The sequence below is a fragment of the Devosia sp. genome (assembly GCF_035944845.1).
In the GTDB taxonomy this organism is placed as follows: Bacteria; Pseudomonadota; Alphaproteobacteria; order Rhizobiales; family Devosiaceae; genus Devosia_A.
Window position 1 is genome coordinate 17926 of the sequence record NZ_DASZAW010000103.1, and the last position, 13707, is coordinate 31632.

Genomic DNA, 13707 nt, shown 5'->3' on the forward strand with positions numbered 1-13707 from the left:
ATGGCCTATCCGTTCAGATCCGAAGGCATCTTCGGGCGTCCCACCTCGCAGCGCCGGGTGAAGCTGGCCAGTGCGCTGCAGGACAGGCTGAAGCGACTCCTGCGTCGATCGAGGTCGGACCGGCAACTCGCTGAGCGCGTCCGCCTGGTCTTTGATTCGCTCGAACCGCGGCTGCTGCTGAATGCCGACCTGAACCTCAATTTCTCGACCGACCCGACGGTGCAGGATCACGACCTGCTGGTACGCCTCATCGAAGAGGAAAAGGTCGTCGGTCCGTCCACCGTTACCGTGCGCCGGGTCGAAATCCTCGACCAGAAGAGCGGCGGCAAAGTGCTGGCCTTTGGCGATCTGGATGAGATCAACGCGTCCGGCAGCATCAACATCACCGGCGGTTCGGGCAATGATACGATCCGCATCGACGAGGATTCGTTCGGCTCCAACACGCTCATTCCGTCCATCACCCTCACTGGCGGTGGCGGGACTGACCGGCTGATCTACGACACCTCCGATGCCACGGCTTGGTTGATCAACGGCAACCAGTCGGGCTCGATCAATGGCCAGGCGGTTGACCTCACGTTTGAAGGCTTCGGCAATCTTGAGGGTTCCGACGGCAACGCCGACACATTCACCTTCACTGCGGCCGGCAAGCTCAGCGGCACCGTCGATGGCGGCTTTGGCGGCAATGACCGGGTCATCTATTCCGGCGTCAACACCACTGGCACTGCCACGCTTGGCGCCAACGGGTCGGGTTCGGTGGGGCTCGACAATCTTTCGACGCTGACCTTCGAGAACATGGAGCCGTTCGACGTCGGCGGCGGCGTCAGTGTTGTCGACATGCGGAACACTATCGCCGCTGCGGCCAGCAAGGACGTCTCGATCATCGCCAGTGGCGCCAATGTGGTGCGCGCGGTGATCGATGGGATCAACCACGATACGGCCGCCACCGGACCGGTCTGGCTCTACCTGGGCGACCTGGCCAACGTCACGACGATCAGTTCGCTGCCCTCCAATGCCGCATTCTCGCTGATGATCGACGCTGGCGAGCAGATCGTCGTCGCCGGCAATGTCACCGTCGGCGGTACGCTCGGGCTGAGTGCGGAAAACGTCAGCATCCAGGCGGGCGCAGATGTCGTCGCCGAGGCGATCACCATCAAGGCCGTCGACTGGTCGCGCGTCTCGCTCGATGCGGCAAACGCCAACGCCGATGGCGATGGCAATGCCACGACGCTGAGCGTTACCCGCAGCACGTCGGCGACAGTGCTCGTCAACGGCAGCATCACCGCCGATTCGGTGATCATCAGCTCAGTCGCAGCCAATACGGTGCGCAGCCATGGTCAGGCCGCGTCGACGATCAGAACCATCGCGCTGAACCTTAACAACACCTCGACGATCACCATCGGCAGCGCCGCTGAGATCGCTGGCGAGGTCATCGGCATCGCCGCAAATACCGATGTCGACGTCGATTCGATGATCACGGAAGTGCAGATTCCGAATCTGCTCGGGCTGACCAACGTTATCCTGCCCGACACATCGCTCGCCGGGCTAGGCCTCGATCCTGACGTCTTGGCGGAGATTACCGCTGATCCTTCGACCTCGTTCAGCACGGCGGATGCGGCGTTCAAGGACGCCATTGCCCGTGGCAAGATCGGCATGGAGCAGTTGAAGACGCTGGCGGAAAGCCTCGTCGCCTTCAAGAATGCACAGCTCGAAGCTACGCTCGACATCTCCAACGCGACCAAGGTTCTGATTGCCGCGAACGCGGATATTGTTCAGACCGGCGGCACCGCCGGCGATGATGTCGACGACCTTACGATCGCCGCCAACGACAATACGACAGCACGCGCCGCTTTGCAGACCGAGATCGACGCATTGATCTCGGCCTTGTCGAGCGTCGTGGTCTTTTCTGCGGTATCGTCCGACATCACGCTAGACCGCAGCGCCGAGGTGCTGGTCGGTCCGGAAACGGGCGCGGTGTCCAGCGCGCCAATGGTGATCAGCGCGGCGGGCGACGTTCGCATTGCCGCCGGCAGCACCGGCGACGTCCGCAACGACATCGTCTCCACTTCGATCGGTTCGGCGTCGACGAAAACCAGCGACGGCGGCGACCTCGTCAAGGTGCTGCTGCGGGGCGTCGCCGTGGCGGCAGGTGGTCTTGCCGTCGATGCTGCCAGCGGCACGTCCTACACCGCGCGTAGTCTCGATTCCGAGAACATTGTTTCCGGCGCAACAACCGCAACGATTGACGCGAGCGTCATCACGGCTGGAGCTGGCGGGCTCTCGGTAACGGCAACCGACGCGTCGCGCTTCATCGCCATCGCAATGCCCTTCCAGCCCAGGCTCGATCCCAACGTCGCGTTCCCGACGATTCAGGTGGCGCGCGTCAGCATCGTCAACATCGTCGACAAGCTGACGACTGCCACCATCTCGGCATCTACCGTCGAGAGCTCCGGCGGCGTGACCGTCTCGGCGAGCAACGAGACCAACCTTCTCGCCTACGCGTCTTCGGCGCCAACGGGCCAGGATACCACCGCCGATCCGGTCGAGGCAAAGAACGCCGTGGCTGGTATTCTGGCCGCCAACGTCGTCAATGGCGGGGTCGCGGCGAGGATCGCTGGCGGCGCGATCACCACAACTGACGGCAGCGACCTGGTGGTGACGGCCGCAGATGACAGCTTTATCGACGCCACGATCTATATGAGCGTCGACGGCAACGGGGCCGTTAGTCTCGGCATGGCTTCGTCCAACGGAGTGACTGCGCTCGAGGCGCTGAACGTCATCGGCTTTGACATCGGTTCCACGGCGGGCGATCTCGCCAAGGCCTCGCTCGATGTGCTGTTGGGGACCGAGTTCTGGACCAACGAAACGCCGGTCGAAGTTTCTGCCTCGATCGTCGACACGGTCGTTGTCGCCGCCGGCGCGGTGGTGGTCACCGCGAACTCCCGCGGCGTCGCCAACACAACGGTGAGCAACGCGCTACGCAACCGGGGCGAAGGCGGCATCCTGTCGAGCAGCGCCAAGTCGATTGCGGCGGTGCTGTCGTCCAACCAGATCAGCCGCTCTGCGGTCGCCACCATCGATGGCGGCGCGACGTCCAAGAAGGTTGGAGCGCAGGGCGACATCGAGGTGCGCGCCTGGGATGATTCGACCGTCAACTCGAACACCAAGATCTCCACCGCGGCGATCTCGTCGAGCGATGGCGGCCTGCATGCCCTCGAGGATTATTTCGCCGAAGGCCAACAGCTCGACAGCGACCGGACGCTGATCGACGGGCTCGGCACTGCAGTGCCCTACGGCACCACCGTGACGCTGAACTACGACACCAAGACCGATGGCTACACCGGGTCGATCGACGTCGCCACCGGTGACATTGTCTACGTGGCCCGGCTGGGCACGGCCGGGGTGCTCTACAAGTATGTCGGGACCGGCGCCGATGCGACGCGGACCATCAATTTCGAGCAGGCCGACGACGCCGCCGATTTCTCCGATACCGGCTACTGGATCGAGATTCCGGGCGTCGAAGGCAACACCTATACCTATCTGGGTGCCGACAACCCGACTCTGGACCTCACCGACCCCGACGCCGTTGACTTTACCGATGCGGACCTGTGGAAACCCGAACTCGACTATTCGGTGCTATCCGGCGGGCTGAACCTGCGTGGCAGCGGTGGCATGTCGATCGGTGCCGGTATCGTGTTCAACGACGTGCGCGGCGGCGCCAAGGCGCTGATCACCGACGCGGTGATCGATGCAGGCGCCGTAACGGTGAAGGCCGACTCTACCGGAACCATCCAGGCCGTCGCCGACGTACTCAGCGTCGTCGAGGGCGGTTCGCCATTCGACCAGGACACGCTGGTCACCAAGGCGCTCGGCAAGGTCAAGGGCTTCCTGTTCATGGCCGGCGGCACGGCGGCTCAGAGCGCCGTGGTCGCGACCAACCTCATCCAGGGTGAGACGTCTGCCAAGATCGTCGATTCGGCCGTCGGAACGACGCTCGACAAGGTCGGCGATATCCTGGTCGAGGCGACAAACCGGTCGATCATCGTTTCGGAAAATTCCACGGTTTCGACCGCCGAGAACGGCGCGACGGCCGGTGCCTTCCAGATCGCCAACAACACGATCGGCTGGGAGCGCGGCAACTTCCTGTTCAATACCGTCGAGACGTTGCTGGGCGATGTGGTGGCCGACGTTGCCGGGCAGACCGGGTCCGATCTCAGGCTGCGCACGCCGAACCCGTTCGACGTCGAAGCCTCGATTACCGACAGCAGTACGTTTTCGAGTGCCACGGTCGCGGTGAACGCGGTCTCCAGCGCCGAAATCATCGCCACGGTCGACAGTTCGGCTTCGGCCGCCTACGAGGCGCTGTTCGATGGCCAGTCGTCGGCAACAGGCGCCGTCATTGCCGGAAACAAAGTCGCAACCGCCGCGACTGCCAAGATCAGCGGCGGCACCGTCACTGCCAAGGCCGTGAGCGTGACCGCCGAGGATACCGCGAGCATCGATGCCGCCACAGCGCTCGGCGCGACGGCTTCGCTCGACAACAATAACGGCGTCACCGCGGTCAACGCGATCGCCGCCAATCTTCTCGACGACTACAAGTTCACCACCAAGTCGGGCGTGCCGCAGATGGTGCTCGGCGACAAGGTGCGCATCGAGCAGCCGGAAGTCGACCTCGACGACGGTGACGATCCGGCCGCGGTCGAGATCCAGACCGGCGATCGGGTGCTGTCCGAGGAAACCATCTACCGCTACATCGGCGCCGCGACCCTCACCGACATCTCGTCGGTCGACTTCGCGAACGATGCCGACTGGGTGGAGGCGGCCGGCGCGCCGGGATCGATCTACCAGTATATGGGCCCTGACAACGCGGCGGTGGTGCTGGCAGAGGCCGATTTCAACGATTTCGGTCTGTGGAAGCAGCTCAACTCCGAATCGATCGTTCCGGCCGACCTCGCCAAGACGACGCTGCTTGCAATGGGCATGTCGGAAAAGTCGGTTTTCGGCAACGCGGTGGGCAAGGGCGGCATCTTTGCTCGCAACCAGGTCAACAGCGATGTGCTGGCCAAGCTCAACCAGACGACGCTCACCACCCTCGAGGCTGTTACGGTTTCGGCCACGCAGGCGGCTAGCATCCTGTCGTTCGATTCCAGCATCATCGACGCTTGGGATTCGGCCAGCGTCGTCTCGGTGACCAATACCGTCCTCGGCGGCACGACGGCTGCCGTTGACGACAGCACGGTTACCAAGGCGAGCGGGGCGGGAGCAGCGAACACGCTGTCCGTCACCGCCACCACAGACGCCCTGATCGATGCCACCGCGCTCAGCGCCGCCTATGGCTCGGGAACCGTCTTCGGGGCCGTCATCGCCTTCAACTCCATCGGCTACCAGCCGCAGAACCTGCTGTTCGACGCGGTCGACGCGCTGATCGGTTCCCCTGAAGTCGGCAAGGCGCTCGGCCTCGAAACACCGATGCAGACCACGGCCTACATCAAGACTTCCGAAGTCGATATCGCCGGCAACCTGAGCGTCAGTGCCATCAACACCGCAGGGATATCCGCCACCGTCGGCAACGAAAGTGCGATGGAATGGGAGAATACCTTCACCCCCGCAGCCAAGTACGGGGTGAGCGGCACCGCGGCGGGAGCTATCCTCGCCAGCAATAAGGTGAGCGCCGGCGCCTCGGCGTATGTCGACAACAGCGCCGTTATCCTGGACGACGGCAATCCGACGCGGCAGATCGATGCCGGGGGCGATATCGCCATCACCGCAAGCACCGACGCCGCCATTTCGGCGGACATCAAGGTCGTCTCGACCACGGCCCCCGGCAGCACGCTGGGAGCCCTCGAAGACGTCGTCCGCGGCGTTGCCGACCGGCTGGGCGCTGGTTCCTACGACTACACCACCAAGTCGGGCGTCCGCACCATCGAACAAGGCGACAAGGTCCGCGTTGCGCTGGACTACCTGACAGCCGAGATCGACCTCGATTCGTTCGCCCCCGGCGATACGCTGCCGACGACCATCGAGCACGGCGATCTGGTCGAAATGAACGGCACGATCTACCGCTATCTCGGTAATACGGTGATCGGCACCAATACCGGCATCAACCTGTCCGACACGACGCAGTGGCTGGCGCTCGACGTCAACGCCGGTGAAATCTACGAATATATCGGCGCCGCCGCGCTCGGCCCGGTCGATCTCGCCTCGCCGACGGTCAACTACTCCGACACGACGAAGTGGCGTCAGCTGCGGACCGCCGACTACGAGGACATTTTCTTCCCCGCCATCGGGAACGTCGTTACCACCAACTCCAAGGCCATCGGCCTGTCGATCGCCTATAACGACGTCCGCGGCAACGCCGAGGCCTATATCAAGACCGCGACCGTCACCGCGCACGGCAACGGCCCTGCCGATGGTTCGCTGCTGGTCGAAGCCACGGCCTCCTCGAGGATCTGGGCCTACAGCACCAACACCGTTTCGGCCGGTGGCGGCAGCGGCATAGACGGCTCCGGCGATGTGCTCGGTTTCAACGGCCAGATCGTCACCAATGTCGTGCTCGGCGACGCCGCCGCGACCCTCGACGATGCTAGGATCACCACCGCGGGCGACCTAGAGGTTCTCGCCACCAACGTCGCCGCCATCGATGCGCGCAACTACAGTTCGGGCGTGTCGGGCGCCACCGCTGCCGGGATCACCCTCGCCTTCAATTCCGTCGGTTGGGACTCGCAGAACGTCCTGTTCAACGCCATCGACACGTTGGTCGGCGCCAACTACATAGCGGGAGACGGTTTCGGACTCGACGTCGGGGCCAACGCCACGGCAACCGTCATCGGCGGCACGATCAACGCCAGCGGTACGATCAGCGTGCTCGCCGATAACAGCGCCCTGATCAACTCGACCGTTTCCAACACGGCACAGACTGTTACCGCGGCCCTCTACGGGGCCTCGGGTGCCTCCTATGGTGTCGTGCTGTCGGGTAACAAGGTCGTTGGCAAAGCGACCGCATCGATCAAAGACGCCAAGTCAGCGACCGGCAAGGACATAACCTCGGCGGGAGGAGTTATCGTTTCCGCCGCTGACCAGAGCGGCATCTATTCCAACACCAAGCTGGTGGTCGAGACCTCGGTGACCAATGATGCCGGCGTCGGCATCATCCAGGAAACTCTCAACGACGTGATGGGGGCCGACTACGACACGACCGCCGACGCTTCCGGCGACAAGATTCGCAGCCTCAAGTATGGCGACCGTATCCGGCTGGATGACGGGTATGGCTCGGCAGCGGTCGATATGACCACCGGTATTCCGCCGTTCGACGTCGATGTCGAACCTGGCGATGTCATCAAGCTGCAGCCCGCCGATGGCGAGGACGACGGCCTCAAGTACCTCTACATCGGTAGCGGTCCGTACACGATCGCCGACGTGGACAGCGAGGATTTCGAAAACGGCGACTGGCTGCTGATCGGCGGCGATGCCGGGGCCATCTATACCTATATGGGGACCGCCGCGACCGGACAGGGTACCGACCTGACTCAGGTCGACTATTCCGATCTCAACTACTGGAAGAAAGACCCGGCCACCGAGATTCTCCTGCACGACCTGAACCTGTCGGTTGCACCGGCAACCAGCGTTGGTGCGCTGGTCGTTCTGAACGACGTGCGGGGTGGTGCCAAGGCCAGCATCGACAATGCCGAGGTCGAAGGCGGAACAGGCGACGTCACCGTCAGTGCCTACGAGACGGCGACATTGCGTGCCACCGCCGACAGCGCCGTTGCGGCAATCGGCGGCAATTCGCTGCCGTCCAATACGTTCGCGCCCAATCCGAAGCCGGATCCCGAGACCGGGGAAGTCAAACCTCCCGAAGATACCGTATTGGCCATCAACGGCACCATTGCCACGAACCTCGTACAGTCGAGCGCCGTCGCGGAGATCGTCAATTCGACCATCACCGGGCAGGGCGGCGCCTCGGTCGAGGCGGTAAATGACGCGCAGATCCATGCCAAGACGCTCGCGGCTGCTTCGACCAGTGGCGGCGAAACCTTTGGGGTTGTGCTTGCCTTCAATTCGGTCGGCTGGGAAACGCAGAATGTGCTGTTCAACGGCCTCGATGCGATCCTGGGCGATGACGTGCTGGCCGATGACGCGTTCGGGCTGCAGAATCCGGCAATTGCCGACGCGCACATCACCTCCAGCACCATAGACGTCGCCGGCGATCTGACCGTCAGCGCCGACAATACGGCGATCATCGACGCCGAGGTCAGCAACGAGGCGACGTCGTCGACGACCTCGATCGCCGGCACTGACGGCAAAGCGATGGGTTTCATCGTCGCCAGCAACAAGGTGGCGGGCGGCGCAACGGCGACAATCGACAATTCTGCAGACTCGTCAGACACGATCGAGGCGGACGACGTGCTGGTGCAGGCGGTCGACGATGGCGAGATCATTTCGGTCGGCGACATCAAGGCCATCGCCGAGATCAAGAACGACTACGGCGTGAGCATCGCCACCAATGTCATCCAGTCGCTGATCGAGAGCTACAAATACACCACCAAGTCGGGCACGCAGACCCTGAACGACGGGGATCTCGTCTATATCGGTGATGACTACGCGGTCGAAGCCGACCGGGGCAAGATCTTCAAGTATTCCGGCCCCGATGGGGTCGCAGTCGACCTCGGCGGCCTGATCGCGGCTGACGCCCGGTTCTCCGAGTTCAGCCTCAGCGCCGGCGTCGAGCTGATCAATGCGCTGGCTTCGAACCTCGCGGGCGGCAGCGCCACCGGGGTCGGCGCGATGGCCATCCTCAACATGGTCGAGGGCAAGGCAGAGGCGCTGGTCAAGGACGCGAAGCTGACGCTGACCGGCGACCTCGATATTTTCGCCGACAAGACCGGCATCATCGACGCTGACCTGACGGCGCGGGTCGAAGTCACTGGTGGCACCGCTGCCAAGTCGACCTCGATCGCCGTCAACGCCGTCATCTCGACCAACAATGTGCTGGGCACCACCAGCGCCAAGCTTACCGGCAGCACCGTCACGTCGGTCGACAACGTCTCGGTCATCGCCAACAACACCTCGACCATCGACGCCACGCTCGATGCCGACACCATCTCCAAGCAGACCTCGGTCGGGGTGACGCTCGCCTTCAACTCGGTCGGCGTGCAGAACCAGAACTTCCTGTTCAACACCGTTGATGCGTTGGTCGGCACCGACCTGGTCGACACCATCCAGGGTGCTCCCCCGGTCGCCACCACGGCGCTCATCGACAACACCACCATCGATGCCACTGGCAACCTCAATGTCGAGGCGCATGGCGACCAGACCATCAATGCCGAAATCTCGAACTTCGTGCGCACCCTGCGCGCTGGCGGCGGCGATACCATCAGCGTCGGCGCGGTTATCGCGCTGAACCGGGTTACTTCGACTGTCAGCGCCACCATCAGCAACTCGAGCCAAGTCTATTCCGACGGCGACGTGGTGGTCGATGCCGACAACACCGCGAACATCACCTCGGAAGTTGTGCAGCCGGTCATCGCGCTGGCGGCCGACCTGTTCACCGGCGGCGGCACCAAGAGTTTCGCCATCAGCCTTGTGGTGTCCCGCAACATCATCAGCGCCGACATCGACGCGGCGATCGACGGTGTAGCGGACATGGACGCCGGCTCGGTCACCGTCACCGCCGACCAGGCGAGCAAGATCGAGAGCATGGCGGCTGCGGCCGCGGTTGCCGCGGCCGTGGCGCTCAGCGGCGCCACCACGGGCGTCACGGGTGGCGGTGCCATCTCCAACAATGCGCTGCTGGGTAGCGCCGAGGCGACGATCCTCGATTCCGACGTTTCCGCCCCGACGGGTGCCGTTGAAGTGCATGCCGGCAATGCCGCCGACATCGACGCCACAGTGCTGGCGGCCGCCGTGTCGGTCTCCGGCAGTTTTGGTGGCGCCTCGAACGGCGTCGCCATTGGCGCGGCACTGGCCTTCAACTATGTCGGCTATACCGGCTCGATCACCCAAGTCGGCACGGCGACGCCGCTGAAGACCGAGGCAAGTGTCCGCAACTCAACCGTGTCGGGCAAGAAGCTCAAGGTCGACGGCAGCTCGACGGCTACCATCGATGCTACCGTCGCAGCCGCGGCCGTGGCGATCGGCGCCTCGTCGTCGAGCGCCAAGCAGTTCGGCATCGCCGGGGCGATCGTCGAAAATCGTATCGCGGCCGATACGATCGCCACCGTCGATGGTGGCGATACCGGCAGCTCGACCATCATCGTGGGTATCGATGGTCTCGAGATCCGCGGCTACAGCAAGTACACCATCAACGCCATTGCCGCGGCCGGCAGTGTGACTGCCGCGCTTTCGGGTGGCACTTCGGTCGCGGTGTCGATTGCCGCCGGCGTGGCGCTCAACGACATTAAGGGCACCACCAAGGCCAACCTCGAGGATACCGGGGTAACCGGCTCTGGCGGCGTCTCGGTCAAGGCCGAGGACCTGTCCAAGATCAACGCCACCGCCGCAGCGGCGGCATTCACCCTCAGCGGCAGCCCGAGCAGCGGCGTGTCGGTCAGCGGCGGCGGCGCCGGGGCCAGTAATGTCATTGCCACCGATGTGCTCGCCACCATTCTGACTTCGACCATCACGGTTGATGGCGGCGTGCTGGTTGATGCGCATTCAAAGCAAGATATCGACGCCACCATTGTCGCCGCGGCATTCGCGGCGGGCATCGGCGGTTCCAACGGCGTTGCGGTCGGCTTCGGCGTCTCGGTCGCCGAGAACGTGATCAAAGGCGCCGCGGCCGCGCAGGCTCAGGTCAAGGCCCATATCGGCAGCAGCGACGTCACCTCGGGTGGAGCGGTCGAAGTTAACGCCCTCTCCGAAGGCAAGATCGACGCCACGGTTGTCGCGGCCTCCATGGCCATCGGCATCGGCGGCTCGGTGGGCGTGGCGCTCGGCGGCGCCGGCGCAGGCACCCACAATGCCATCACCGTCGCGACCTCGGCGCTGATCGACGGTGCCACCTCCGACATCATCGGCGATTCGATCAAGGTGGCCGCCGAGGACAAGTCCGATATCGACGTGCTGACCGGTGCTGCTTCGGTGGCGCTGGCGGTCGGCTCGACCGGTGCCGGTATCGCCCTCGGCATCGCCGTGGCGCTCAACGAGATCAGTGCCGGCGTCACCGCTTCGGCGGCCGGCGTGGCGCAGCTGAAGACCAATTCGGGGAACTTGTCGGTCAACGCCAAGCGCGACGAGAAGATCAACGCCAAGGCTTATGCGGCATCCTTTGGTGCCGGCTTCGGCAGTGTCGGCGTCGCCGTCAGCGGCGCGGGCGCCGCGGCCCAGAACAAGATCGGCGGCGACGTGGTCGCTTCGATCGCCAGTGTGGCCAGCGTCGACGTCACCGGCAGCGTGCTGGTCGAGGCCGACTCCATCTCGACGATCGATGCAGAGATCGCCGCTGTTGCGGTTTCGGTCGCCGCCGGCGCCACCGGTGTCGGCGTCGGCATCGGTATCTCGGTCGCCCTCAACACCATCGGCGATTGGGACGATGGCGGGCTCACCTACCAGGAGCTGATCGACACCGAAGATCCGCTGACCACCGCGGAACTCACCACCACGGCCGAGGTCAAGGCCTTCATCGACCAGTCCAAGGTCACCGCAACCGGTGCGGTCGATGTGAGCGCCATCTCCGACCAGACCATCGATGCGACGGTGGTCGCCGCGGCCGGCGCCCTGGCTGGCGGCTCGGTCGGCGTCGGTGTCTCCGCTGCGGGCGTTTACGTCGAGAACCTCATCGCTGTCGAAACCAGCGCTTATATCTCAGGCCAGCCGGCCACGAAGGCGGAGATCGATGCGGCCAGCGTCAGCATCAACGCCGAAAGCACCTCCGACATCGACGCGTTCGCCGGCGCAGCTTCGCTTGCCGTTGGCATCGGCGCCACCGGCGTCGGGGTCAGCGTCGGCATCGCCGTCGCCAAGAACACGATCGATGGTGGCGTCAGCGCCTATGCAGCCGACGCCGATATCTCGGTGACCGATATCGTCGACCGGCCGAGCGGCTCCAATCCGCCCGCTGCGGCGACACCGGGGACGATCAGTATCTCGGCGACGCTCGATAACACCATCGAAGCCACCTCCGCGGCAGCTGCAGTTGCCATCAGCGGCGGCGCGGTCGGCGTCTCCGTCTCCGGCGGTGGCGCCGTGGCGCTCAACACTGTGCTTGGCAGCGCCAGCGCCTATGCGGCGGACAGTATGCTCGATGCCGGCGGCGACATCAGCGTAACCGCCGACAGTACCTCCGACATCGATGCCGAGGTCCTCGCAGTGGCGGGGTCGGCTGCGTTTGGCGGCGTCGGCGTCGCAGCCTCTATCGGCGTCGGCATCGCCCGCAACAATATCGGCTACGTCACCAACGGCGCCGACCTCGCTCCGACGTACGATCCGATCGTGGTCAAGGCGTATCTCGAGGATACGGAAGTCGAGACCTTCGGCGAGCTCTCGCTCGAGGCCACCTCCAGCGAGACCATCGATGCCAAGGTGATCTCGGGTTCGGTGGCCATCGCTGCCGGCGCCGTGGGTGTCGCCGCGGCAGGGGCCGGCTCGGAGACCAGTAACCACGTCGGAGTTGAGGCTTCGGCCTATATCTCGGGCGACGGCGCCGGCATCACCGCCGGTGACATCAGCATCGCTGCCGCCGACACCATCGACATGGAAGCCTACGCAGGCGCAGCATCGATCGCCGGCGCGGCCGGCGCCTATGGTGGTGCGGCATCGGTTGCGGTGACACTGGCCGACAATTTCAGCAAGTCGGCAGTCAAGGCCTACATCAAGGACGCCGGCGCGGTGCTTGTCACCGGCACGGTGGCCAAGGACGCCCTGGGCTATCTCGATCGGCTCGAAGACGGCGTACTGGCGACGCCCGATCCGCTGCAGTTCCAGCTCGGAACCGGCAAGGTGACGATCGACGCCACCAGCGACATCACGCTCGACGCCACGGCCGAACTTGCTTCGGTTGCCGTCAACCTCAGCATCGGCCCGACTCTGGCCGGCGGCGGCGCCGAGACGACCAACAACGTCGTCGCGGTGACTGATGCCTATATCGACCACAGTACGCTGCAGGTGAATGGCGATGTCGAAATCACCGCCGATACCGACGTCACGACGACTGCGGTCAACCGCGCGCTGACGGTAGCGGCCGGGCTGTTCAGCCTCGCCGTTTCGGGCCTCGATGCCGACACCGATATCGATATCGATAACACCGCCCGCACGCTTGGCACCTCGAGCATCGACGCGCGCGATGTGACGCTGCGCGCCACGGCGACGCCATCGGCCAGTGCCGAGACCGAGGCGGCCACCGGCGGCGTCCTCGCGGTCGGCGTGTCGAAGGCCGATGTCGACGTCAACGTGCTGTCGGAAACCAAGACCAACAACACCACGTTCACCGTACGCGATCTGACGCTTCAGGCTGAGGAGGCGCGCGCCTCCGCGGGCGCCAACACCGCCTATGCATCGTCGCAGGGCATCGTCGGCGCACTGATCGGCGCCGATGCCACCGTCACCAATGCTGATCATATCGGTGCGATTTCGGCGCTGCTCGGTGCCGGCACCTCGATCGTCGCTTCGGGCACCGTGGCCGCCACGGCGCGCGGCGACAACCGGCAGCGCGCCGCCTCCGACAGTGCCGCTTATGGCCTTGTCGCCGCAGGAGCCACCAAGGCCACCGCCACG

The 13707-nt window shown here is 64.5% G+C and carries 1 protein-coding gene (only partly in view); it reads left to right on the top strand.

The genetic code is table 11. The features are described 5' to 3' along the window. Positions 1-13707, top strand: the 5' end (the start) of a protein-coding gene (locus VGV07_RS20185) for an LEPR-XLL domain-containing protein (RefSeq protein ID WP_326870530.1). It continues 15339 nt past the right edge of the window; the window shows 13707 of its 29046 coding nt (coding positions 1-13707); its start codon is at positions 1-3; its stop codon lies beyond the right edge, outside the window.